The organism is Pseudomonas sp. WPR_5_2 (assembly GCF_003634475.1).
Lineage (GTDB): Bacteria > Pseudomonadota > Gammaproteobacteria > Pseudomonadales > Pseudomonadaceae > Aquipseudomonas > Aquipseudomonas izuensis.
The window spans coordinates 225,370-251,491 of the sequence record NZ_RBLA01000004.1 but is presented as its reverse complement, the minus strand read 5'-3'; the positions used below and the strand labels follow the sequence as shown (position 1 = coordinate 251,491).

General features: G+C 60.1%; 17 protein-coding genes. 13 read left to right on the top strand and 4 right to left on the bottom strand.

Translation table 11 applies throughout. The features are described from left to right. Positions 1-51: 51 nt before the first annotated feature. From BJ917_RS16780 to aceE, 4 genes are all read right to left on the bottom strand, one after another. Positions 52-2,745: an EAL domain-containing protein gene (locus BJ917_RS16780; RefSeq protein WP_121103881.1), complete on the bottom strand. Its 2,694-nt coding sequence runs from the start codon at positions 2,743-2,745 to the stop codon at positions 52-54. A 176-nt stretch (positions 2,746-2,921) separates the two neighbouring features. After that, on the bottom strand, positions 2,922-4,334 hold the full coding sequence (locus BJ917_RS16775; protein ID WP_121103880.1) for an alkaline phosphatase D family protein: 1,413 nt from the start codon (positions 4,332-4,334) through the stop codon (positions 2,922-2,924). Between the two features lie 278 nt (positions 4,335-4,612). Then, positions 4,613-6,577, bottom strand: a complete 1,965-nt coding sequence (gene aceF, locus BJ917_RS16770) for a dihydrolipoyllysine-residue acetyltransferase (RefSeq protein WP_121103879.1) — start codon at positions 6,575-6,577, stop codon at positions 4,613-4,615. Between the two features lie 11 nt (positions 6,578-6,588). Beyond that, positions 6,589-9,234, bottom strand: a complete 2,646-nt coding sequence (gene aceE, locus BJ917_RS16765; RefSeq protein ID WP_096513749.1) for a pyruvate dehydrogenase (acetyl-transferring), homodimeric type — start codon at positions 9,232-9,234, stop codon at positions 6,589-6,591. A gap of 383 nt (positions 9,235-9,617) precedes the next feature. Between aceE and glnE the strand changes: the two genes are divergently transcribed. From glnE to BJ917_RS16695, 13 genes are all read left to right on the top strand, one after another. Continuing rightward, complete coding sequence (glnE, locus tag BJ917_RS16760; protein WP_096513748.1) at positions 9,618-12,557, top strand: bifunctional [glutamate--ammonia ligase]-adenylyl-L-tyrosine phosphorylase/[glutamate--ammonia-ligase] adenylyltransferase; 2,940 nt, start codon at positions 9,618-9,620, stop codon at positions 12,555-12,557. A gap of 193 nt (positions 12,558-12,750) precedes the next feature. Further along, positions 12,751-13,785, top strand: a complete 1,035-nt coding sequence (gene waaF, locus BJ917_RS16755) for a lipopolysaccharide heptosyltransferase II (protein WP_096513747.1) — start codon at positions 12,751-12,753, stop codon at positions 13,783-13,785. Between the two features lies 1 nt (position 13,786). Next, complete coding sequence (gene waaC / locus BJ917_RS16750; protein ID WP_096513746.1) at positions 13,787-14,848, top strand: lipopolysaccharide heptosyltransferase I; 1,062 nt, start codon at positions 13,787-13,789, stop codon at positions 14,846-14,848. Beyond that, complete coding sequence (locus BJ917_RS16745) at positions 14,848-15,969, top strand: glycosyltransferase family 4 protein (protein ID WP_096513745.1); 1,122 nt, start codon at positions 14,848-14,850, stop codon at positions 15,967-15,969. The genes waaC and BJ917_RS16745 overlap by 1 nt, the downstream gene beginning before the upstream one ends. Beyond that, on the top strand, positions 15,970-16,776 hold the full coding sequence (rfaP, locus tag BJ917_RS16740) for a lipopolysaccharide core heptose(I) kinase RfaP (protein ID WP_121103878.1): 807 nt from the start codon (positions 15,970-15,972) through the stop codon (positions 16,774-16,776). Continuing rightward, positions 16,776-17,510, top strand: coding sequence for a lipopolysaccharide kinase InaA family protein (locus BJ917_RS16735; protein WP_096513743.1), 735 nt, complete (start codon positions 16,776-16,778; stop codon positions 17,508-17,510). The genes rfaP and BJ917_RS16735 overlap by 1 nt, the downstream gene beginning before the upstream one ends. Before the next feature lie 91 nt (positions 17,511-17,601). Next, positions 17,602-19,053: a lipopolysaccharide kinase InaA family protein gene (locus BJ917_RS16730; protein ID WP_096513742.1), complete on the top strand. Its 1,452-nt coding sequence runs from the start codon at positions 17,602-17,604 to the stop codon at positions 19,051-19,053. A 222-nt stretch (positions 19,054-19,275) separates the two neighbouring features. After that, entirely contained in the window at positions 19,276-19,611 is a 336-nt protein-coding gene (locus BJ917_RS16720) for a YceK/YidQ family lipoprotein (RefSeq protein WP_096515586.1), read from the top strand. A 166-nt stretch (positions 19,612-19,777) separates the two neighbouring features. Continuing rightward, a complete protein-coding gene (locus BJ917_RS16715; protein WP_121103876.1) occupies positions 19,778-21,535 on the top strand; it encodes a carbamoyltransferase in 1,758 nt (585 codons plus the stop codon). Then, entirely contained in the window at positions 21,519-22,649 is a 1,131-nt protein-coding gene (locus BJ917_RS16710; RefSeq protein WP_121103875.1) for a glycosyltransferase, read from the top strand. Before BJ917_RS16715 ends, BJ917_RS16710 begins: the two co-directional genes overlap by 17 nt. Then, the gene (locus tag BJ917_RS16705) at positions 22,649-23,545 is read left to right on the top strand and encodes an antimicrobial resistance protein Mig-14 (protein ID WP_096513739.1); all 897 of its coding nucleotides are present in this window, start codon (positions 22,649-22,651) and stop codon (positions 23,543-23,545) included. The genes BJ917_RS16710 and BJ917_RS16705 overlap by 1 nt, the downstream gene beginning before the upstream one ends. Positions 23,546-23,553: 8 nt before the next feature. Continuing rightward, the gene (locus BJ917_RS16700) at positions 23,554-24,954 is read left to right on the top strand and encodes a PIG-L deacetylase family protein (protein ID WP_121103874.1); all 1,401 of its coding nucleotides are present in this window, start codon (positions 23,554-23,556) and stop codon (positions 24,952-24,954) included. An 87-nt stretch (positions 24,955-25,041) separates the two neighbouring features. Continuing rightward, a complete protein-coding gene (locus tag BJ917_RS16695) occupies positions 25,042-25,998 on the top strand; it encodes a glycosyltransferase (RefSeq protein ID WP_121103873.1) in 957 nt (318 codons plus the stop codon). Positions 25,999-26,122: the final 124 nt, after the last annotated feature.

The window sequence follows — 26,122 nt, the reverse complement described above, 5'->3', positions numbered from 1 at the left end:
AGTCAGGTTGAAAAAATTAGAAATGCAGTTTGCCTGAGTGTTGAGTCGCTGTCAGGCGATCGGGCCGCGCGGGTAGCGTTTGAGCTTCTCGATCAGCTCGGAGCCCGGGATCGGTCGATCGAACAGATAGCCTTGACCCACGTCGCAGCGATGGCGACGCAGGAAAGACAACTGCTCGGCAGTCTCGATGCCTTCAGCCACGACCTTGAGTTTCAGGTTGTGGGCCATGGCGATCACAGCGGAGGTGATCTCCATGTCGTCCTGGTTGTCCGGGATTTCGTGGATAAAGCTTCGATCGATCTTAATGATGTCGATGGGGAATTTTTTCAAGTAACTGAGCGACGAGTAACCGGTGCCGAAATCGTCCATGGCCAGTGTCAGGCCCAGGCGTTTGAGCTGGTCGAGTTGCAGGTGGGTGTCTTCGGTGGCTTCCAGTAGCAGGCCCTCCGTCAGCTCAAGCTCCAGCAGGTTCGCCGGCAGCGCTTCTTCCTTGAGGATGTTGGCGATGGACGCCACCAGGTCCGGATCGGAAAACTGTTTGGGTGACAGGTTGATCGCTACCTGAAGATTGCCCAGCCCGGCGGCGGTCAGCTCTTTGCTCATGCGGCAGGCCTGGCGGGCGATCCACTTGCCGATCGGAATGATCAGGCCGGTTTCCTCCGCGACGCTGATGAACTGGTCGGGGCGGATCATGCCTTTTTCCGGGTGATCCCAGCGCAACAATGCTTCCATGCCCAGCAGGCGACCGCTGCGCAGGCATAGCTTGGGTTGATAGAACACGTCCAGTTCGTTCTGGGTCAGGGCACGGCGCAGGTTGTTCTCGACGAACAGTTTGTAACTGGCCTCGGCGTTCAGTGCTTCGGTGAATACCTGCACCTGATGTTTACCGTTGGCCTTGGCCTTGTGCAGCGCCAACCCGGCGTTGCGCATCAGGGTTTGCGGGTCACGGCCGTGCAGGGGGGCGCAAGCCAGGCCCACGGAACCGGTCACGCTGATCAACTGGTTATCGACGAACATCGGTTTGTCGAGGGTGGTCAGCAGCTGGCTGGCGATCTGTTGGCCGGTGTGCAGGTCAGTGTTGTCCAGCAGTACTGCGAATTCGTTACTGGCGAACCGCGCCAGGCTGCCGCTGGGGCTCAGGCTGTTGCGCAGGCGCCGGGCCAGGCTGATCAGCAGTTTGTCGCCGGTCTGGTGGCCCAGGCTGTCGTTGATTCGCTTGAAGTTGTCGATGTCCACCAGCAGCAGGCTGATGGGGGTATCGCTGTCTCGGGCGAAGCGTTCATCGAGGTTGCGGATGAAGGCCGGGCGGTTGCCGAGGTTGGTCAGGTTATCGGTGTAGGCCAGTCGCTCGATGCGCTGCTGGGCGAGCTTGGTCTGGGTGATGTCCTCGTAGATGCCGATGTAATGGGTCAGTTCGCGGTTGTCGCCATAGACCTTGGAGATCGACAATTGGCCCCAGTAGGGTTCGAGGTTTTTGCGGCGGCTCTTGAACTCGCCCTGCCAGCTGTTGCTTTTGGCCAGCGCAGAAGGCGCGTCGAACAACAGTTCGCTGAGGTTTTCCAGTGCCGGCAGTTCCGCCAAGCGCTGGCCGTGGACTTCTTCGGTGCTGTACTGGGTGATCGCGGTGAAGCTCGGGTTGACGTACTCCACCACACCGTCGCAATTGACCAGCAGAAAGGCGTTGGCGCTTTGCTCGACCGCTCGCTGGAACAGGTGCAGGGCGCTGGTGGCGGTGCGCCGGTTATGGTTGCTGATGACTTGGGCGAACTGGTCCGCCAGCTCGCCGGCGAAGGCGATTTCATCCGACTGCCAGGCGCGGGTGGCGCCGGTCTGCTCAAGGCACAGCACACCCACCACCTGACCGTCGACGCGGATGCTGGCGTCGAGCATCGCGTTGACATCACGCGGGCGCAGGCTTTCGGCCATATCCCGGGTGCGCGGGTCGCGCATGGCGTTGTGGGCATCAATGGCGCGGCCCGTGTGCAGGGCGTCGAGGTAGTCGGGAAAGTTGCTGACGTCGATCGACTGCGGCAACAGGTATTCCTGGTTGGCGCGGTGAAAGGCCGAAATCGGCGCCAGCATCGAGCCTTCCAGGTGCCACAGGCTGGCGCAGTCGATCTCGTAGATCTCGCAGGCACTGCGGGTGATCAGTTCGGCGGCTTCTTGCAGGGAGTTGTTGCTGCTGTAGCGCTGGCGGGTCAGCAGCAGAATCAGGTCCTGCTGCGCGCGCACCCGGTCCAGGTGCTGCAGTTGTTCCAGCTGGGCGCGCTGGTTGAGCTCCAGGGCGATTTGCAGGCGCGAGTTCTGGGTTTCCAGGTCCAGTGCCGGCAGCAGGGGGTCATCTTCGAACAGGCCGTCGATGACCAGCAGGTAACCGCGCAACAGGTGTCGATTGTGTTGTTTGTAGGCTTCGCCCAACTCCAGCAGGTTCAGCGAGCCTGTGGCGGTGTGCAGCCTGTAGCGGATCAGGTAATGCGAGCCTTCGCTCAGTTGTTGCTGGATCGCATCATGCAGTTGATAACGCGCCTCCGGCTCCATCAGGCTGGCGTAGGGCGAGCCGACCAGAGCGCACAGCTCCACGGCCGGCAAGCCGAATTGACGTTCGCAATTGGGATCGAGAAACAGCAGCGCCCAGCTTGGTTCATTCAGCCGTTCGAAACGCAGCATGCCGAGCCGCGAGGGCACAGGCAACTGCGTCACTACCTCGGCCACCATACGGCTGGCGGCATCGGGTTGGCTTTTCATAGGGAGGGAAACTCGCTTCGTATTTGCTGAACGCGCCGGGCTCTCGCCCTCTTTACTGTTGCCTGCGGCAAGGTTGCATCATTGCGACACCGACTGACAAGAGACATGAAGGCCAAGTGCTATAAGAATATGTCGGCAGCCACGAAGATTTCTCCAGTTAATAGCAAAAAGTCATGCTATTGACGGAATTCAGCCCCGGTTCGCAATTCAATCCGTGTCGATTGCAACAGGTTCCCATCCCGATCGTGATAGCGCACACGAATCTGCTCCGTATCCACAATCAGATGCGCGAAGTTGTCCTGGCTGATCACTTTACCGGTGAGTTCATGTCGATAATCGCCAGCGGCGGTTCGAGCCAGAGGCTGGTCAAGGATAAAGGTGGAGTCTTTGGCATAGGGCAGCAGTTTGCTGTTGCACAGGGGGGACGAGACGATGGTATGGACTTCGAAGTCCGGGTCCTCGCTGTGAGTCAGGCGGCTGGTCAAGGAGCCGTGGACATCGCCGGAAACGAAGATGACGTTCTTGATTTTGTGAATGCGAATGGTCTCCAGCAGCCGCAGTCGTTGTTCGGGAAAGGCTTTCCAGGCGTCATCGCCCAGGCGTTTGCGGTCAGGGTAGAACATGACGCTGGTGACCACGAATTTGACCCGTGCCGGGCTATGGATGAGCCAGTCGCACAACGCCTGTTCCTGTTCAATATCAAGAATGCGCCGGTCGCTGGCCGCGAGACTGCGCCGGGTGCGGCTGTCGGTGACAAACCACTCGATATCGCCGTTGGTAAACTGATACCAATAGTGATTCAGCTGCTGATTGAGTTGCCCATGAATATTCAACTCATGAGCCGGGCTGTGGCTGGCCTGATACAACTCATAGGCCGTCATGGCGTTCTTGTATAAATGCTCATCATTGGTGCTTTTATTGGCGGGCCAGTTGTCTTCGATTTCATGGTCGTCGAGGATCATATAAGTAGGCATGCCGGACATTAACTGACGGATATGCGGTTGGGAGAAAGCGGCGCGGTATTTGGCGAGTATCTCCTGATACTCCCGATCGGGAGCGATGAAGTTCAAGTCATCGACATAAACCTGATCGCCGCTCATCAGCATGGCGCTGATCGGCGGTGTCGCATGCTGCGCCAGGTGGTTGATCGAGGCGAAGATCCGGTCGCCCCAGTGCGGGTTCGAGGGTGCGCCGCCGGTCATGCGCAGGTAGCGGCAGGAACCGACGATATAGGCCCGAGGCATGGATTTACTCGACTGCGTGTGCAGGCGGTAGATGTCCCGTGGCCATTGCAGTGGCAGTTCCTGAACGGTTTCCACGGTGTGCATCGGGTTCATCGGACTGAACCAGCCGGCCTGGTATTCGTATTGGGTGTCGGCGGCAAGGTCATTGAGGAGGATGACGCCGGACATGTCGCGTGAGTCGATCAGTTGCGTAAAAACGCCTTTATTCCAGTGTTCTTCACCGAACCGCCGAAAGCGAACGCCGGCAAATGCCAACGTATCCTTTTGCGTTTTTCCGCGTAAAAAGATACGGGCCTGATGCGTGGTTGTGTGGCCGATAATAGGGCCAATAGTTGGTTTTAACATAGTCGAGTCCATTCGCTATTTAGTTGAAGCTGAGCAAGCAGGTGATTGCCTGTTTTTGCGCAGACTTAAACCAAGGCTAGTTACCGAGTCCGAAAAAATATCGAGACGTAATGGACATGAGTTGTGGGCGATATCAGCCACAAATGTAGGAAGGGATTCTTTTGGGGAAACGTCAGGCAAAAAAAGCCCCGCCAAACTGGCGGGGTTGAGGTACGAGCGTGGCGCTCGGAAAACGTGAAACGCAACAGGCCCTCCGGGAGAGGGAGGGCCGGTCGGGATTACAGCAGGATGGTGCGGATGTCCGCCAGCAGGTCGCTCAGGCGCTTGGTGAAGCGTGCAGCAGCGGCGCCGTTGATCACACGGTGATCGTAGGACAACGACAGGGGCAGCATCAGTTTCGGCTGGAAGGCTTTACCGTCCCAGACTGGCTGGATGGTTGCCTTGGAAACACCGAGGATCGCCACTTCCGGCGCGTTGACGATCGGCGTGAAGCCGGTGCCGCCAATGTGGCCGAGGCTGGAAATGGTGAAGCAGGCGCCTTGCATCTCGTCCGACGAGAGCTTCTTGGTCCGGGCCTTTTCAGCCAGGGAAGCGGCCTCGGCGGCCAGTTGCAACAGGCTCTTCTGGTCGACGTTCTTGATGACCGGTACCAGCAGGCCATCCGGGGTGTCGACGGCGAAGCCGATGTTCACGTACTTCTTGCGGATGATCGCCTTGCCGCTTGGAGCCAGCGAGCTGTTGAAGTCCGGCAGTTCCTTGAGCAGGTGCGCGCAGGACTTGAGCAGCAACGGCAGGATGGTCAGCTTGACGCCGGCCTTCTCTGCAACGGCTTTCTGGGCGTTACGGAACGCTTCCAGCTCGGTGATATCCGCCGAGTCGAATTGCGTTACGTGCGGCACATTCAGCCAGCTGCGGTGCAGGTTGGCAGCGCCGACCTGCATCAGGCGGGTCATCGGCACTTCTTCGATTTCACCGAAGCGGCTGAAGTCCACGACCGGGATCGGCGGGATGCCCGCGCCACCGGTTGCGCCGGCAGCAGCGGCTGGCGCTTCCTTGGCCTTCTGCATCATGGCTTTGACGTAAACCTGCACGTCTTCCTTCAGGATGCGACCGTGCGGACCGCTGGCGCCAACGGCGCTCAGCTCGACGCCGAACTCACGGGCCAATTGGCGTACAGCCGGGCCTGCGTGAACCTTGGCGCCTGGCTTGGCAGGAGCAGCAGTCGGGGCGGCAACAGGTGCAGCCGGAGCCGGTGCGGCAGCAGGCGCTGCAGCAGCAGGAGCGCTCGGAGCAGCAGCGGCAGGTGCCGGAGCAGCAGCCGGGGCCGCGCCTTTGACTTTCAGTTTCAGGATCAGGTCGCCGGTACCGACTTCGTCGTCCAGCTTGACGGAAACGCTTTCCACCACGCCGGCGGCAGGCGACGGGATTTCCATGCTCGCCTTGTCGGATTCCAGGGTGATCAGCGACTGGTCGGCTTCAACGGTATCGCCGGCCTTGACCAGGACTTCGATGATCTTGGCCTTGCCCGCCGAACCGATATCCGGAACGTGGATGTCTTGAACGCTGTCAGCCACTGGGGCAGCCGGAGCAGCCGCAGGAGCAGGAGCAGGTGCGGCGGCAGCTGGAGCAGCAGCCTGGGCCGGAGCCGCAGCTGGCGCAGCAGCGCCCGCCACTTCCAGGTCCAGGATCAGGTCGCCGGTGCCGACTTCGTCGTTGAGCTTGACGCTGATGGCCTTGACCACGCCAGCGGCAGGCGACGGGATTTCCATGCTCGCCTTGTCGGATTCCAGGGTGATCAGCGACTGATCAGCCTCGACTTTGTCGCCGACCTTGACCTGGATCTCGATGATCTGGGCCTTGCCCGACGAGCCGATGTCCGGCACGTGTACTTGCTGAACCGAAGCGGCAGCGGGCGCAGCAGCAGGGGCGGCCGGCGCTGGAGCAGCAGCCGGTTTGGCCTCTGCCTTGGCCGCTGGCGCAGCGGCAGCCGCAGGGGCCGCAGCGGCAGCACCTTCGACTTCCAGCTCCAGCAGTTCATCGCCTTCTTTCAGGCGATCGCCCAGCTTCACTTTCAGGCTCTTGATGATACCGGCCTTCGGCGCGGGCACTTCCATGCTCGCCTTGTCCGATTCCAGCGTCAGGATGCTCTGGTCGGCTTCGATACGGTCGCCGACCTTCACAAACAGTTCAATTACTTCACCTTCACCGCTGCCGATGTCAGGTACGCGAATGAGTTCGCTCACAGAATCTCTCCTCAGCAGTCCAGTGGGTTGCGTTTTTCCGGGTTGATACCGAACTTGGCGATGGCTTCAGAGACCACCTTGGGTTCGATGTCACCACGGTCAGCCAGTGCTTCCAGGGCTGCCAACACCACGAAATGACGGTCGACTTCGAAGAAATGACGCAGTTTCTTGCGGGTGTCGCTGCGACCGAAACCGTCGGTGCCCAGGACTTTGAATTCCTTGGACGGTACCCACTGACGGATCTGCTCGGCGAACAGTTTCATGTAGTCGGTAGAGGCGATGACCGGACCCTTGCGGCCGTTCAGGCACTCTTCAACGTAGCTCAGCTTAGGCTTCTGGCCAGGGTGCAGACGGTTGGCGCGCTCAACGGCCAGGCCGTCGCGACGCAGTTCGTTGAAGCTGGTAACGCTCCACACGTCGGCGCCGACGTTGAACTCTTCACGCAGGATCTTCGCCGCTTCGCGGACTTCACGCAGGATGGTGCCGGAGCCCATCAGTTGAACATGGTGCGCCGCTTCGCGGGTGTCTTCTTCGAGCAGGTACATGCCTTTCTTGATGCCTTCTTCGGCACCGGCCGGCATGGCTGGCTGCTGGTAGGACTCGTTCATCACGGTGATGTAGTAGAAGACGTCCTGTTGCTCTTCGGTCATCTTCTTCATGCCGTCCTGAATGATCACCGCCAGCTCGTAGCCGTAGGTTGGATCGTAGGTGCGGCAGTTCGGGATGGTGGCAGCCAGCAGGTGGCTGTGACCGTCTTCGTGTTGCAGGCCTTCACCGTTCAGGGTGGTACGGCCGGCGGTGCCGCCGATCAGGAAGCCACGGGTACGGCTGTCGCCAGCGGCCCAGGCCAGGTCGCCGATACGCTGGAAGCCGAACATCGAGTAGAAGATGTAGAACGGCAGCATCGGCTGGTTGTGGCTGGAGTACGAAGTACCGGCAGCGATGAAGGAGCTCATGGCGCCCGCTTCGTTGATGCCTTCTTCGAGGATCTGGCCTTTCTTGTCTTCCTTGTAGAACATCACTTGGTCTTTATCGACTGGCTCGTAGAGCTGGCCGACGGACGAGTAGATGCCCAACTGACGGAACATGCCTTCCATACCGAAGGTACGGGCTTCGTCCGGAATGATCGGGACGATGCGCGGACCGATTTCCTTGTCCTTGACCAGTTGCGCGAGGATCCGCACGAACGCCATGGTGGTGGAGATTTCACGGTCGCCGGAACCGTCGAGGATCGCCTTGAGCGTGTCCAGCGATGGGGTCGGTACGCTGAAGCTCTGTGCGCGACGCTGTGGCACGAAACCGCCCAGTGCAGTGCGGCGCTCGCTCAGGTAGCGGGCTTCGGCGCTGTTCGGTTCCGGCTTGAAGAACGGCAGGTTTTCCAGCTCGGAATCCTTGACCGGGATGTCGAAACGATCGCGGAACAGCTTCAGGCTTTCAACATCAACCTTCTTGGTGTTGTGCGCGGTGTTTTTCGCTTCGCCGGCACCGGTGCCATAACCCTTGATGGTCTTGGCCAGGATGACGGTAGGTTGTTCTTTGTGGTTGACCGCTTCGTGGTACGCCGCGTAGACCTTGTACGGGTCGTGGCCGCCACGGTTGAGCTTCCAGATCTCGTCGTCGGACAGGTCTGCAACCATCGCCTTGAGTTCTGGCGAGTTGAAGAAGTGTTCACGCACGAACGCGCCGTCTTTGGCTTTGTAGTTCTGGTACTCGCCGTCGATGACTTCGTCCATCCGGCGTTGCAGGATGCCGTCGACGTCCTTGGCCAGCAGTGGGTCCCAGAAACGGCCCCAGATGACTTTGGTCACGTTCCAGTGAGCACCGCGGAACACACCTTCGAGTTCCTGGATGATCTTGCCGTTGCCGCGAACCGGGCCATCGAGGCGCTGCAGGTTGCAGTTGATGACGAAGATCAGGTTGTCGAGCTTCTCGCGGCCAGCCAGCGAGATCGCGCCCAGGGATTCCGGCTCGTCGCACTCGCCGTCGCCCAGGAAGCACCAGACTTTCTGCTTGCCTTCCGGAATGAAGCCGCGGGCTTCCAGGTACTTCATGAAGCGTGCCTGGTAGATCGCCTGGATCGGGCCCAGACCCATGGATACGGTCGGGAACTGCCAGAAATCAGGCATCAGCCAAGGGTGCGGGTAGGACGACAGGCCCTGACCGTCCACTTCCTGGCGGAAGTTGTTCATCTGGTCTTCGGTGATGCGGCCTTCCATGAATGCACGGGCGTAGACGCCTGGCGAGGTGTGGCCCTGGAAGTAGATCAGGTCGCCGCCGTGTTCGTCGGTCGGGGCCTGGAAGAAGTAGTTGAAGCCGATGTCATACAGGGTCGCACTGGAGGCGAAGCTGGAGATGTGACCACCCAGGTCAGAATCTTTCAGGTTCGTACGCATTACCATGGCCATCGCGTTCCAGCGTACCAGCGAGCGAATGCGGCGTTCCATGAACAGATCGCCAGGCATGCGTGCTTCGTGGGTAACCGGGATGGTGTTGCGGTAAGGCGTGGTGATGGCGTAAGGCAATTGCGAGCCGCTGCGGGTCGCGAGTTCGCCCATACGGGTCATCAGATAGTGAGCACGGTCTTCGCCTTCTTTGTCGAGAACCGATTCCAGGGCGTCCAGCCATTCCTGGGTTTCGACGGGATCGAGGTCTTGCATGGCTTGCTCCAGGGCGGAAAGGCTACCAGAATCGGTTGCCTGAGTTAGCGACTGGCCTTGTGGGCAGACGTTATGAATTCTTGGATTGCCGATAGGTTGTTCCGGCGGTGTGTAGTTTTACTACAAATCTTCCGGCATTTCAGCCTTACTAATGTATATACGAGTAGTAAAACTACAGATGAGCGGCTTGTGGCCCCCGGCTGCGTTGTGAGAATAATCGTTAAGGTTGGTCTTTTACCAATCCGAAAAGGTGAAAGTTTGATGCTGGCTGCCAAAAATGAAGAAATTTCAGCTATTTCTAACTTTTGTTCGACACTCCTCCAGGTAGTGCATTCCTACAATTCACTACATTCGGGCCAATACACGCCGATCAAGGATAGACCATGAGCCTTCCTTCGCTTGCCGAACTGCCCGCCATTCTGCTGCCGTTTGTCACCCGTGCCGAGCAGTCGTTCCGTGCCGCCGTTGCTGCTTTGGATGACGACCATGGCTTGTCTGCCTGGACGGCTGAGCGCTGGGCACAATTTGCCCGCGTGACCGCCGCCAGCGATTTCGTGATTGAACAGAGTGTTCGTGACCCTTTGATGTTGCTCGACCTGGTGCGATCCGGTGAACTGGACCGCGTTTTTGCCCCGGGCGAGTTGTGCGCACAGATTGCCGCGGCGGCGAGCGCGGCCGAAACCGATGACGGACTGGGTCGCGCCTTGCGCCGCCAGCGCGCGCGTCATCAAGTGCGCATCATCTGGCGCGACCTGACCCGCCAGGCCGATCTGGTCCAGACCTGCCGTGACCTGTCGGACATGGCCGATGCCAGCATCGATCAAGCCTATCAATGGCTGTACTCGCGGCATTGCCAGCAGTTCGGCGTACCCACGGGGCGGCGCAGCGGCGAACCACAACAAATGGTCGTCCTTGGCATGGGCAAGCTGGGCGCGGTGGAGCTCAATCTGTCGTCGGATATCGACCTGATTTTCGCCTACCCGGAGGGCGGCGAAACCGTCGGTGTGAAACGTCCGCTGGATAACCAGGAATTTTTCATCCGCCTCGGCCAGCGCCTGATCAAGGCCCTGGACCCGATGACCGTCGACGGTTTCGTATTCCGTGTCGACATGCGCCTGCGACCCTATGGATCGTCGGGTGCGCTGGTCCTGAGTTTCAACGCGCTGGAGCAGTATTACCAGGATCAGGGTCGCGACTGGGAACGCTACGCGATGATCAAATCGCGGGTGGTAGCCGGCGACCAGGTGGCCGGCGCGCAACTGCAAGACATGCTGCGGCCGTTCGTTTACCGGCGTTATCTGGATTTCTCCGCGATCGAAGCGCTGCGCACCATGAAGCAGCTGATCCAGCAGGAAGTGCGGCGCAAGGGCATGGCCGACAACATCAAGCTCGGCTCCGGCGGCATCCGCGAAGTGGAATTTATCGCCCAGGCTTTCCAGCTGATTCACGGCGGTCGTGACCTGAGCCTGCAACAACGTCCACTGCTGAAGGTATTGAGTACGCTGGAAGGCCAGGGTTATCTGCCGCCGGCGGTGATCAGCGAATTGCGCGAAGGTTATGAATTCCTGCGTTACACCGAACACGCGATCCAGGCGATTGCCGACCGCCAGACCCAGATGCTCCCGGACGGCGCTCAGGATCAGGCGCGCATTGCCTTTATGCTGGGCTTCGCCGATTGGCCGGCCTTCCATGCACAACTGATGTTTTGGCGCGGCCGTGTTGCCTGGCACTTCGGTCAGGTGATCGCCGATCCCGACGAGGAGCAGGGCGTCGAAAGCGAAGTGGTGGTCGGTGGCGAGTGGCTGCCATTGTGGGAGGAGGCCCAGGATGAAGAGGCGGCCTGCCGTCAGTTGCAGGAGGGCGGTTTCGCCGACGCCCCCAAAGCGCTGAAAGCACTGGCCAGTCTGCGTAGCAGTCCGCAGTTGCGTGCGATGCAGCGTCTGGGGCGCGAACGCCTCGATGCCTTTATTCCGCGCTTGCTCGCTCAGGCGGTGGAGCATGCCAATCCGGATCTGGTGCTGGAGCGGGTGTTGCCACTGGTGGAAGCCGTGGCGCGCCGTTCAGCTTATCTGGTGCTGCTGACTGAAAACCCCGGCGCGCTGCGACGCTTGCTGACCTTGTGCGCGGCGAGTCCTTGGATCGCCGAGCAGATCACCCGCTTCCCGCTGCTACTCGACGAATTGCTCAACGAAGGCCGGCTGTTCAAGCCGCCTCTGGCCCCGGAACTGGCCGCCGAGTTGCGTGAGCGCCTGACACGAATTCCCGAAGACGACCTTGAACAACAAATGGAAGCCTTGCGCCATTTCAAGCTGGCGCACCGCTTGCGGGTGGCGGCCTCGGAAATCGCCGGCAGCCTGCCGTTGATGAAAGTCAGTGATTACCTGACCTGGCTCGCCGAGGCGATTCTGGAACAAGTGCTGGCCCTGGCCTGGCGCCAGACGGTGGCCAAATACGGTACGCCGTTGCGCACCGACGGCACCTTGTGCGATCCCGGTTTCATTATTGTCGGTTATGGGAAAGTCGGCGGTCTGGAATTGGGGCATGGTTCGGACCTGGACCTGGTGTTCATCCACGACGGCGATCCGCAGGCGGAGACTGACGGGCCCAAACCGATTGATGGCGCGCAATTCTTCACCCGGCTCGGGCAGCGGATCATTCACTTGCTCACGGCCCAGACCAACTCCGGTCAGCTCTATGAAGTGGACATGCGCCTGCGACCGTCCGGTGCGTCGGGGTTGCTGGTGAGTTCGCTGGGGGCGTTTGCCCGTTATCAGGAGAACGAAGCCTGGACTTGGGAACATCAGGCACTGGTACGGGCACGGGTGTTGGTGGGCAGCGAGGACGTCGGTCGGGCGTTCGAGCAGGTTCGCGCGGCGATCCTGGGCAAAGCGCGGGACCTGCCGGCCTTGCGCCAGGACGTCAGCGAGATGCGGGCGAAGATGCGCGATAACCTGGGCAGCAAGAGCACCGCGGCCGGCACCGGGGCAAATGCCTTCGAGGCCACGGCGCCCTTCGATCTCAAGCAGGACGCCGGAGGTATCGTCGATATCGAATTTATGGTGCAATACGCGGCCCTGGCGTGGTCCGAAACACACCCGCCATTGCTGCGCTGGACTGACAATATCCGCATTCTGGAAGAGCTGGAACACGAAGGGCTGATGCCCGCCGAAGATGCCAGCCTGTTGCGTGAAGCCTATAAGGCCTACCGCTCCGCCGCCCACCGGCAGGCCTTGCAGAAGGACCCCGGGGTGATAACCGGCGACCAGTTCGCAGACGAACGGCGACAGGTCATGCGGATCTGGCGCGAGCTGGGGCTAAGCTGAATCGGGATATTAGAAACACCCAATACCCAATGTGGGAGCGAGCCTGCTCGCGATGAGGTCGTCATATACAACATTTATGTTGACTGTCACGCCGCCATCGCGAGCAGGCTCGCTCCCACAGTAGATCTGCAGTGTTTGTAGAATTCTCGAGGCGGGGAGGCGTAGGCCTCCCCGGTTCGTTTTTGGAAACCACATGAAAATTCTGATCGTTGGGCCCAGTTGGGTCGGTGACATGGTGATGGCGCAGACACTGTTTCAGTGTCTCAAGCAGCGCCACCCGCAATGCGAAATCGACGTGCTGGCCCCCGAGTGGAGCCGGCCGATTCTTGAGCGCATGCCCGAAGTGCGCCAGGCCTTGAGCTTCCCGCTCGGTCACGGCGTGCTGGAGTTGGCTACGCGTCGGCGCATCGGTAAATCCCTGGCCGGACAGTACGACCAGGCAATTCTGTTGCCCAACTCGCTGAAATCGGCGCTGGTACCGTTTTTTGCCGCCATCCCGAAACGCACCGGTTGGCGTGGCGAGTTCCGTTACGGCCTGCTCAACGATGTGCGCACGCTGGACAAAGAACGTTATCCGCTGATGATCGAGCGCTTCATGGCCCTGGCTTACGAGCCTGGCCTGGAACTGCCCAAACCTTATCCGCGACCGAGCCTGCGGATCGACCCGGTGACACGCGAAGCGGCACTGGCCAAGTTTGGTCTGGCGCTGGATCGCCCGGTGTTGGCGCTATGCCCCGGCGCCGAGTTCGGCGAGTCCAAGCGCTGGCCGTCCGAGCACTACGCCAAGGTCGCCGAGGCGAAGATTCGCGAGGGCTGGCAGGTCTGGCTGTTCGGATCGAAAAATGATCACGCGGTGGGCGAAGACATCCGTTCGCGGCTTATTCCCGGTTTGCGTGAAGAGTCGGTGAATCTCAGTGGCGGTACCTCGCTGGCCGAGGCGATCGATCTGATGTCCTGCGCCGATTCGGTGGTGTCCAACGACTCCGGCCTGATGCACGTTGCCGCCGCGCTGAACCGCCCGTTAGTGGCGATCTACGGTTCGACATCGCCAGGCTTCACGCCGCCACTGGCCGAGCATGTCGAGATCGTGCGACTGGGCATTGAATGCAGCCCGTGCTTCGATCGTACGTGCCGTTTCGGTCATTACAACTGCCTGCGCCAGCTGATGCCGCAAGCGGTGAACGAAGCCTTGCAGCGTTTGCAGGGCACTGTGGTCGAGGTCAAATAGCTTGCGGGTACTGTTGATCAAGACTTCATCGCTGGGCGACGTGATTCACGCGTTGCCGGCGCTGACCGACGCGGCGCGGGCCATTCCCGGCATCACCTTCGATTGGGTGGTGGAGGAAGGCTTCGCCGAAATCCCCACTTGGCACCCGGCGGTGGGCAAGGTGATTCCGGTGGCGATCCGTCGCTGGCGCAAGAACATCTGGCAAACCATCAAGAGCGGTGAGTGGAAGCGCTTCAAGCAAAGCCTTCGCGCCACGAAATACGATCTGGTCATCGATGCCCAGGGCCTGCTGAAAAGTGCGTTGCTGACCCGCTATGTCAAAGCCCCTGTCGCCGGGCTCGATAAAGACTCCGCCCGTGAACCGATTGCCGCACGCTTCTATTCCCGACGCCTGGCCGTGGCCCGTGGGCAGCATGCGGTGGAGCGGGTGCGTCAGCTGTTTGCCGTGGCCCTGGGTTATGACTTGCCCAAAGGCCTTGGCGACTATGGCCTGAACGTCGAGCGCCTGGTGGAATTGCCACGCAAGAATCCATACGTGCTGTTCCTGCACGGTACCACCTGGGACACCAAGCATTGGCCCGAAGCCTACTGGCGCGAGTTGGCCGAGCGCGTTGGTTATCTGGGGGTCGGGGTCAAGCTGCCCTGGGGTAACGCCATCGAGAAGGCCCGCGCCGAGCGCATCGCCAGGGACATGAAGCACGTCGAAGTGCTGCCCAAACTGAACCTGGCCGGTGTCGGCAAAGTGTTGGCCGGCGCGCAGGCTTGCGTGGCGGTGGACACCGGCCTGGGCCACCTGGCCGCGGCGCTGGACGTGCCGACGCTGTCGCTGTTCGGCCCGACCAACCCTGGCCTGACCGGTGCCTACGGCAAGTCGCAGATTCACCTGGCGAGCGATTTCCCCTGTGCGCCGTGCCTGCAAAAGAAATGCACCTATCAACCGACGGCCGAAGATGCCCGTCTGTTTGACCTGAAGCGCGAGTGGCCACTGTGCTTCACGCGTCTGAATCCCGAGCGTGTCGCCAGCAGACTGAGCACGTTGTTACTGGCTGAGGAGCTGCGCTGATGCAATTGGCATTTGTCCTGTACAAGTATTTTCCCTTCGGTGGCTTGCAGCGTGACTTCATGCGCATTGCCCTCGAGTGCCAGAAGCGCGGCCACCAGATCCGTGTCTACACGCTGATCTGGGAAGGTGACGTACCGCCCGGGTTTGAGGTGCTGGTGGCACCGGTCAAGGCGTTCTTCAACCATCGTCGCAACGAAAAACTCAGCGCGTGGATGGAGGCGGACCTGGCCAGGCGCCCGGTAGACCGTCTGATCGGCTTCAACAAGATGCCCGGCCTGGATGTCTACTACGCCGCCGACGGGTGCTTCGAAGACAAGGCGCAGAACCTGCGAAATTCGTTGTACCGTCGCTGGGGTCGCTACCGCCACTTCGCCGAGTACGAGCGCGCGGTGTTCGCCAAAGATGCAAAGACCGAAGTGTTGATGATTTCCGAAGTGCAGCAGCCGCTGTTCATCAAGCATTACGACACGCCGCTCAAGCGTTTCCATTTGCTGCCGCCGGGCATCGCCCAGGACCGCCGCCGGCCCGCGGATGCGGACGAGATCCGTGCCGGGTTCCGTGCCGAATTCAATCTCAAGGACGATGAGTTGCTGTTGGTGCAGATCGGCTCCGGGTTCAAGACCAAGGGCGTCGATCGCAGCCTCAAGGCATTGGCGGCACTGCCCGCCGACCTGAAGAAGCGCACCCGGCTGTTTGTAATTGGCCAGGATGACCCCAAGTTATTCCAGATGCAGAGCGCCACATTGGGGCTTGGCGATAACGTGACGTTCCTCAAGGGTCGCAGCGATATCCCGCGTTTCCTGTTGGGGGCCGATCTATTGATCCACCCGGCGTACAACGAAAACACCGGCACCGTGCTGCTTGAAGCTCTGGTGGCGGGGTTGCCGGTGCTGGTGAGTGCGGTCTGTGGCTATGCCCATTACATTGCCGAGGCCGATGCTGGCCTGGTACTGGACGAGCCATTCGAGCAGGCCCAACTGACACAGTACCTGACCGGCATGTTGAACGACGCTCAAGCACGGGCGGCCTGGAGCCGCAATGGTCTGGCCTTCGCCGAGACGGCCGACCTCTATAGCATGCCGCAGCACGCGGCCGATGTGATTCTGGCGGAGCACGCTTAAATGAAGTTGATGCTGGCTGAACCGTTCAAGAGCCTCTGGGCCGGACGTGATCCGTTCGCCGAAGTCGAGGACTTGCAGGGTGAGGTGTACCGCGAACTTGAAGCTCGCCGCACCCTGCGCACCGAGGTGAACGGCAACGGGTTTTTCGTGAAGATCCACCGCGGCATCGGTTGGGGCGAGATCTTCAAGAACCTGCTCACCGCCAAATTGCCGGTACTCGGCGCGGGCCAGGAGTGGACGGCCATCCAGCGTCTGCAAGAGGTCGGCGTGCCGACCATGACCGCCGTTGCTTATGGCGAAAAGGGCAGCAACCCGGCGGACCAGCATTCCTTCATCGTCACCGAGGAGCTGGCGCCGACCGTCAGCCTCGAAGATTTCAGCATCAACTGGGTCAGGCAGCCGCCCGAGCCAAGACTCAAGCGCGCACTGATCGCCGAAGTGGCGCGCATGACCGGCATGATGCACCGCGCCGGGGTCAACCATCGTGATTGCTACATCTGCCACTTCCTGCTGCACACCGACAAGCCGGTGACCGCGGACGATTTCAAACTCTCGGTGATCGATCTGCACCGCGCCCAGACCCGCCCGGCCATCACCCGCCGCTGGCGTAACAAGGATCTGGCGGCGCTGTATTTTTCGGCCCTGGATATCGGCTTGACCCGCCGTGACAAACTGCGTTTCCTCAAAGGCTATTTCCAACAACCGCTACGGCAGATTCTTGGTGAAGAAGCCGAGCTGTTGAATTGGCTGGAAGGCAAGGCCGGCAAACTCTACGACCGCAAACAGCGATACGGGGATGCGCTCTGATGGCGGGTTGGAAGCTGGAACCTGCTTACAGCGATCTGGCCGCAGACTTCGGCAGTCTTGATGCTGTATTCGCGCTTCAGGGCGAACGCCTGACCCACGACCTGCTGTCCGAGGTTATCCGCGTTCAGCGCAATGGCGTGAACTACTACGTCAAACGCTACGTTGGCGCGGGCAAGGGCCTGCGTCGCTACCTGGGCAAGCCTCGGGTGAAAATGGAATGGCAGAATCTCAAGCGCTTCGCCAAATGGGGCATTCCTACCGCCGAAGTGGTGGCCTGGGGCCTGGAGCGGCGTGGCGCGGCCTACGATCGCGGGGCAATGATCACCCGTGAACTGCCACATACCGTAGACCTGTCGGTGCTGGCCGCACGTCACGATCCGAAGCTGGCGGACCGCGCCTGGGTCGACACCGTCAGCCGTCAGTTGGCCGGCTATACCCGGACCATGCACGACCACCGCTTTACCCACAACGATTTGAAGTGGCGCAACCTGTTGATCGACGATCAGGCCAAACTGTTCCTGATCGACTGCCCCAACGGTGATTTTTGGCGCGGCTTCTGGCTCAAATACCGCATCACCAAGGACCTGGCGTGCCTGGACAAGGTCGCCAAGTATCAACTGTCGGCCACCCAGCGCCTGCGCTTTTACCTGCAATACCGTCAACGGAACCGGCTTACAGTCGGCGACAAAAAACGGATCCGGCATGTGGTGAGATTTTTCGAGGGACGTGAATGACTGATTTTCTGGCCGCTCGACTGGACCTGGAAGGTCACGGTATCTACCTCAAGTGTCAGGCTGTGCGGCGCAGCCACAAGGAGAAACGCTGATGCGTTTGTCCGAACTGAAAAACGCTGGCCGCAGTCCGACGCTGCCGCTGAGCCTGTCGCTGGCCGATGCCGCCGGGCCGGCCGATTTGCAGCTGCTGAGCCTGTTGCGGGTGTTGCCCGGGCAGCGTTATGTCGGAGCCGGTGTCTGGCGGGGTCGCCCGGTGCTGGCGAAATTGCTGGTTGGCAGCAAAGCGGCACGGCATTTTCAGCGGGAGCTGGATGGCGTGCACCTGCTGGCGGCGCAAGGCTTGACCACACCGCTGCTGTTGGCCGACGGGCTCAAGGACGGCGAGGGCGGCTGGCTGCTGTTCGAATTTCTGGAAGGCGCCGCCAGCCTGGGTGATGCCTGGCAACAGGTCGAACACTTGCCGGTGCTGGCCGATGAACAATCGACAGTTCTGGCGGAGGCTCTGGGCGCAATCGGGCAAATGCATCGCAAGGGTCTGTGGCAGGAAGACCTGCATCTGGACAACCTGCTGCGCCAGGGCAGTCGACTGTATTTGATCGACGGTGCCGGGATTCGCGCCGAAACGCCTGGCCAGCCGTTGTCGCGGCAGAAATCCCTGGAAAATCTCGGTGTGTTTTTTGCCCAGTTGCCCAAGGCGCTGGAGCCGTTCACCGAAGAGTTGCTGGTTTACTACCTGCTGAGCAACGGCGAGCACGCCTTGCCCATGGAAGCGTTGCAGAAACAGATCGATAAGGTGCGCAGCTGGCGCCTGAAGGATTTTCTGATCAAGGTCGGTCGCGAATGCACGTTGTTCAGCGTCCAGCGCGGCGCATTCGCCTTGCGGGCGATTCGCCGCGAGGAAGAGGCGGCGATGCTGCCGGTATTGGAGCAGGCCGACGCCTTGCTGGATCAGGGTCACTTGTACAAGACCGGCGGCGCGGCGAGCGTCGGCAAGGTTGAAGTGGACGGTCGTACCTTGGTGATCAAGCGCTACAACATCAAGGGCTTCGCCCACTGGCTCAAACGTTTCTGGCGTCCGAGCCGTGCCTGGCATTCCTGGTGCGAAGGCAATCGCCTGGCATTCCTCGGTATTGCCACGCCAAAACCCCTGGCATTGCTGGAAAAGCGTTTTCTATGGCTGCGCAGTCGCGCTTATCTGATTACCGAGCACCTGCAAGGGCCGGACATCATCGAACGCTTTGCCCCCTATGTTGAAAGCGGCGATGCGCCCGAGGCGGAATTGGCGGCGCTGGATCAGCTGTTTGCCGAACTGATTCGCGAACGTATCAGCCATGGCGATTTCAAGGGACACAACCTGTTCTGGCAGGATGATCGCTGGGCGCTGATCGATCTGGACTCGATGTGTCAGCACAGCTCTCCCGGCAGCTTTGCCCCGGCTTATGCACGGGATCGGGCGCGATTCATGCGCAATTGGCCGCAGAGTAGTGCGCTGTATCAGGTCATTGATCAGCGTTTGCCCAAAGACATCACTGGCGCTGCCTGAATCGGACCTTCGGTCCTGTCGCGAGCAGGCTCGCTCCCACAATTGATTTGTGTTCGACATAGATCCAGTGTGGGAGCAAGCCTGCTCGCGAAGAGCCCGGAACAGCCAATCGGGAAATAGGGACAAGGTCTTGTGATCCGTCCTACATGATCTTCAGAAGCCATGAACTGTGGCTTGAATGACCACGATGCTAGTTTGCCTGACGTTCCCGGAGGGCAGACTTTGACAATAAAAATGGCAGTCACATCAGGTGTCATCTCACTCGCCCTGACCGGGTGCGGTACCGTCGCAACAGTGTTGCAGGATGATGCCGACGCGGCCCAGGGACTTCGCAGGCAAAAAACCTATTGTCAGTCCATCCCTCGGGTCTACAGCGGCCTGGCCTACGATTTCTGTGTATTGAACGCGCCACCCGATCCCACGGGAATACTCGTGCCGTTCGTTTTGCTGGACCTGGCCTTGTCCGGCACACTGGATACGGTTGTCTTGCCGTACACCGTTTACCGCCAGGCCGTGGATGGCAACATCCTCATCTACTGGCGACCTGCGCGCGGGTAAACAATGGCAGGATCGCAGCTGCGTGCACTTGCCGCTTGCCGCTAGAGGTTTGAAGCTGCTTTTAAGCTATAATCCCGCCCTTTAGCTGCCTCGCGCTCCTTGCGAAGGCACATCATTTTTTGAGGCGCCACTGCGCCTGCATGCAGACTAAAGAGGCTAGACCCCTGTGGCATTGACGATTCTTGGCCTGTCCGGCGCCCTTAGCCATGATCCTTCCGCAGCCTTGTACATCGACGGCAAGCTGGTCGCGGCGGCTGAGGAAGAGCGCTTCGTACGCGATAAACATGCAAAGAACCGCATGCCCTACGAATCGGCGAAGTTCTGTCTGGAACAGGCCGGTATCAAGCCGTCCGACGTTGACGTGGTAGCAATCCCGTTCGCCCCGATCAGCCTGTTCGGCAAGGCCCGCTGGCAGTACGCCAAGCGTTACTGGTACGCCCCGGACCGTGCACTCGACGCGATCCTGATGGGCAACCGTCGCTACAAGCGCTATCGCAACAAGATCGTCTGGTGCCTGGAGCAACTGGGTTTTGATCCGAAGAAGATCAAGATCGAGCCGGTCGAACACCACCTGGCCCACGCCTCCAGCGCTTATCACTGCTCCGGCTTCAAAGAGAAAACCGCGATCCTGGGCATCGACGGCAAGGGCGAGTACGCCACGACCTTCTTCGGTTATGGCGAAAACGGCAAGATCCACAAGATCAAGGAATTCTTCGATCCGGACTCCCTCGGCGGCCTGTACGGCGCGATCACCGAGTTCCTCGGTTTCGATATGCTCGACGGTGAGTTCAAGGTCATGGGCATGGCGCCGTACGGCGACGCCAGCAAATACGATTTCTCGCGCCTGGCTTCGTTCGAAAATGGCGAGCTGGTGATCAACACCGACTACGCCAACGTCATCGGCCTGCGTCGCTATAAAGAGAAGGGCAAGGGTTACTACTTCTCGCCGAAGCTGATTGAGTGGCTGGGTCCCAAGCGCGAAGGCGACATCGCCGACGAGCCTTACATCCACTACGCCGCGAGCATTCAAGCGCTGTTCGAAAAAATTGCGCTGCAGATGATCGACTACTACCTGGGTGACGTGCTCAAGCAAACCGGCAAGCTGGCCTATGCCGGTGGCTGTGCGTTGAACGTCAAGCTCAACCAGAAAATCATCGCCCGCGACGACGTCAAGGAACTGTTCGTGCAGCCTGCGTCCGGTGATGCCGGTACTGCAGTCGGCGCCGCAGCCTATGTGTCCCACGCCCGTGGCGTACCGGTCGAGAAGATGGAACACGTCTACCTCGGCCCGTCGTACAGCAACGAGGATGTGATTGCCGCCTGCGCCCGTCACGAGAACAAGCCAACCTGGCGCAAGCTCGACAACATGCCGGAGCAGATTGCCAAGATCATGGTCGATGGCAACCCGGTGGCCTGGTTCCAGGGCCGCATGGAGTTCGGTCCGCGCGCGTTGGGCGGTCGTTCGATCATTGGTTGCCCGAGCGTGGCCGGTGTGGCCGATCGCATCAACCACCAGATCAAGTTCCGCGAGCGCTGGAGGCCTTTCTGCCCGTCGATGCTCGACACCGTGGCTCCGCAGATGATCAAGATCGATCACCCGGCGCCGTTCATGACGTTCACCTTCGAAGTGGCTGAAGAGTGGAAAACCCGTGTGCCGGAAGTCGTCCACGAAGACGGCACGTCCCGTGCCCAGGTACTCAAGCGCGAATACAACCCGCGCTACTACGACATGATGAAGGCGCTGGAAGTCCTGACCGGCAACGGCGTGTCGCTCAACACCTCCCTCAACCGTCGTGGCGAGCCGATGATCTGTTCGCCGACAGACGCCTTGAACATGTTCTTCGGTTCCGATCTACAGTATCTGATCATGGAAGACATCCTAGTGGTCAAAGAGGGCGCGAACGCCTATGACACGCTCGGCTGAGCGTCATGTGCTGCAGTTCTGCCACGGCTATGACGGGCCGTTTCTGGACTGCGCCCGGCAGTACGCCAGCCTGTTCGCGGGGACCGGCTATCGCGTGACCACGGTGTTTCTCACCGGGGTTGCCGATGCCGAGGTCGCCGCGGGTTGTGCCTCCGATGAAGTCTTGTTCATGGAATACAGCTCCAGGGCCATTCGTGGCCTGAAACTGGGCGCCATTGGCGATCTGCGCAAGATCGCCGCTTCACGCAATTTCAGTTTCTGCATCGCCCATCGCTTCAAGCCGATCTACATCGCCTTGCTCGGCACCTCGTTGCCGGTCATTGGCGTGCATCACGCGTTTGACGATTACAAACGGGGCACGCGCAAACTGTTCGCACACATCTTCCGCAAGCGCCTGAGCCTGCTCGGCGTGTCCGATGCAGTGCGCGATGATATGCGCAGTTGCCTGCCGAAATGGCCAGCGGCGCGGATTCGAACACTCTATAACCGTATCGATGTGCAAGCCTTGCAAGACAGTCAGCTGTCGGCGCGCGAGGCACGAGAAGTGCTCGGTCTGGCGGCGGATGCCTGGATCGTCGGTAACGTCGGGCGCCTGCATCCGGACAAGGACCAGGCCACGCTGCTGGACGGTTTTGCCGCGGCGTTACCGGGTTTGCCGGCCAACAGTCAGTTGGTGATCCTCGGTAGCGGTCGTCTCGAACAGGATCTCAAGGCCCAGGCCCGCGAGCTGGGGATTGGCGATCGCGTGCTGTTCCTCGGCCAGGTGCCCGAAGCGCGGCGTTATTTCCGTGCCTTCGACGTATTTGCCCTGAGTTCCGACCACGAACCGTTCGGCATGGTGCTGCTTGAAGCCATGGCTGCCGGTGTGCCGTTGCTCGCCACTGCGTGTGGCGGGGCGAAGGAAGTGGTCGAAGGCGTGGGCATTCTGTTCCCGCTGGGCGATGCCGAACACCTGGCGCAAGGGCTGCAGCATCTGGCCGCGATGGACGAGCAGCAACGTCACCAATGCGCCGAGCTGATGCTCGATCGTTTGCGTGAGCGCTTCTCCGACCGTGCGGTACGCGATGCTTTCTGGCATTTGCCACACGTTATCGAACTGGCACCGAGGGGCTGATGCTCAACCGATTTCAAGGCTGGCGCGAACGTGGCTGGTCGGTAGCCGATGCCTCGACCTATGCCGAGGCCTGGCAACGTTACGGCGGCAGCGTCGCAACTCATCCGATGGTGGTCGAACGCCTGGCGCATCTGGCCGATATTCCGGTGCGTTACCTGGTCTGGGAGCAACGTGGGGAAGTCAAGGCGGCGATCCCGACCTGGGGTCGCGACCTTGCTTTGTCCAAGGACGTTCTCAAGCGCTGCGGCAAAAAGGGCCTGTTCGACCTTGGCAATGCCGAGATTATCCTGCCGGCCGCCGACGATGCCCAGGCCCCTTTGCGTCATCGCGGTCGTTATTTGTCGGCGCTGAACGAAAGCCGTTTCACCGGAATCAAGTTGCAGGCCGAACAACTGGCCATGGCTCGCACACCTGAAGAGCTGTCGAAGAAATTCCGCTATAACCAGCGCCGTGAACTCCGGTTGCTGGAAGAGGCGGGTGGCGTGGTGCGCCCGGTGTCCGAATTCTCCAGTGCGGAGCTGGCAGCGATTTACTGCGACCTGTTCCAGCGCCGCTGGGGTTTCCCGGCGACGGGCGCAGAACGCATGGCCGAGGTCATCGAGCTGCTGCGCGATTTACTGATTGGCTCGGTGATTTTCCTCAATGATGCACCGATTGCCATTCAGCTGGTGTATCGCGTCGTGACGCCGCAGTGGATCAGTGTCGAGTACATCAATGGCGGCGTCGACCCTGAAACCCGCGAATTCAGCCCCGGTAGCGTGCTGAGTTTTCTCAACACCCAAAGTGCCTGGGAACATGCCCGGACGCTGGACAAGCCCTTGCGCTTTTCCTTCGGTCGAGCCGACCGGGAATACAAGGATCGCTGGTGCAACCCTGTGCCGGTCTACACCGTATGAGTGAGCCCATGAGCCGTAAACAGCAACTGCTCAAGCGTCATCGACGCAACAAGCGTATCGGTCTGTTGGTCGCACTGGGGGTGTTGATAGTTTGCGGCGTATGGGTGGCCTGGTGGTTGCCGCTGGTGTTGGCTGTTCTGGGCTGGATTGCGCACGAGGCCTGGTTTGCCGACCATTTGTTCTATTCGCCAAAAGATGATTACCAATACAGTTTTCCACCCTATACGCCACAACCCAAGGTTCATCTGAGCGGCGATCGCTTGCGGCTGGACGAGGGCGTCATGCTGGTCGACGACGCAACGCTGGTGTTGGCGTTACGAATCAAGAGCACGTGGCTGGGGCGTTTCCTCGACCCGGTGGTGGAGCTGTCCGGAGGCGATAACCCGGATCGACAAACCTTCGAGCGAGGGGTGAATGGCCTGCGTTACCTCAACCTCAGTGGTCAGGCGCAGGTATTGTCGCGTGGCGAGCTGCGGTTGCGCGGGCGTTTCTGCCGATTGCTGGGTGAGCCCGTGCTGTGGGCGCTGGAACATCCGGATTACCGTCGGCAACGGGTAATGGTGATCGCCCCCCATGCCGATGATGCCGAGCTGGCGGCTTACGGTTTGTACAGCCAGGCAGACGAAACCTGGATCGTTACGCTCACCGCCGGTGAAATCGAAGCCGAACACTATCAGCAGATGGGTTTGAGCAAGGTTGAGGCGGCGCGACTCAAGGGCCGTTTGCGAGCGTGGGACAGTATTGCCGTGCCGCGCTGGGCCGGGGTGCCGGAGGCGCGTTGCGCGCAACTGGGCTATTTCTGCCTTCAACTGGCAGCCATGCAAGCTTCCCCCGCGCAGTCGGTGGGGTCGCGTGAAGCAGACTTGAGCGACACTCGACTGTTCCGCCAGATGAACCCGTTTACCCTGCCGGGCGATGTTGACGGTGTACCGAGCTGGAACAATTTACTGGCGGATCTGCGAGAGCTATTGCTGCGGGCGCGACCTGAAGTGATCGTGCTGCCGCACCCGACACTTGATCCCCACCCCGATCATGTTTGTGCTCAGGAAGCCGTTCTCGAAGCACTGAAGGGGCTTGAATGGCAGCCGACATTGCTGGGTTACGCCAATCACCTGCATGACAATGATCGCTGGCCGATGGGGGACACTGGCGCTGGTATCGCACTTCCTCCGGTATTCGATTCGGCTCGGGAGCTCCATCCTTATTGCCTTTTGCTTTCTGCGGCGCAGCAGCGCGATAAAGCCATGGCCTTGGGAATGATGCACGATTTGCAACCCCGGGCCCCGTTCAAACGACGTTTACGCCGCTTGTTGCAACGATTGTTGGCACGCCGTTCCGGTTCGCCCTATGGCGAAAACGAATTCTTTCGCAAGGCTGTACGACGCCATGAACTGTTCTGGCGTCTGTAAGGTGTTTCGGGCCTGGCGTACCCCTGCCTGCGGGCTGGCAGGGTTCAGGTGTGGCTCGGCGGATTGGCTGTTGTGGCAAGGAAGACGATGAAAGTTCTATTTCTGGTGCAGAAAGATCAGCGGGCCATTCTGGATCGTTTGTACGACGGTGTGGCAGCTCATTGCGAATGCGACCTGCGGTGGCTGAGCAGCAATGATCAGCGCAACCTGCGTAGCTATTTCCGGCGCGAAGTCGATGTGACACGGTATGACCGTATCATGTTTTTTCTGCGTTTCAAGCAGGAGATTCGTCAGGTTGGATTTATCCGCACGATACCCAACCTCGTGATTCTCGAGCACGATGCCTACCAGAATTACATCCCCTGCAAATATACCGGTAAGTTCAGCGCGCATTACCGTCGCTTGCCCTGGGCACGGGTGATCAGTTCCGGTTTCGTCGTCACCGAACGCTTGCGCGAGGAGGGTTTCGACGCGGTGTTCGTGCCCAAGGGCTACGACCAGACCCAGCTTGAGGACCGGCACTGCGAACGAGATATCGAACTGGCGTTCGTCGGCAGTACCAACAGCGTTGCCTATAGCGGGCGCAAGGCCCTGCTCGATGAACTGGGGCGCGTCGAGTCGTTGGTGGTCACTCGCACAAACTCCGGTGAGGAGTATTGCGACACGCTCAATCGTATTCGCTTTTTCGTCAGTGCCGATGTCGGAATGGGCGAGTTCATGATCAAGAATTTCGAGGCTATGGCCTGTGGTTGTGTCTTGCTGGCTTTTGATCAGGGTGTGAGGGAAAGTCAGGCTTTGGGCCTGAAGGATATGCACAACATTGTGTTCTATCAGGACATAGCGCAGCTTCAGGCAAAACTGGCCGTACTGCGCGGTGATCCGGAACTGGCGCAGCGTATCGCGCATAATGGCCGCGAACTGGTGGTTAGCCAGTTCAGTTTTGCGCGCATTGGCCAGCGGATCGTCGAGGCGCTGGAGCCCGCATTGCGTACGCGAGCGCCTCTGGGCTTTATGGAAAAAATCCGCCTGAAGTTGGGCATTTGACAAGCGTTGCAGAGCAATTGATATTGCTGGCGACTACTACTTTATTGAGACTTCGGTGCAATTTTCCCAGGAAAGTGAAATCACCTTGATGGTCACCTGTTGTGGCCGGCTGGATCTGTTCAGG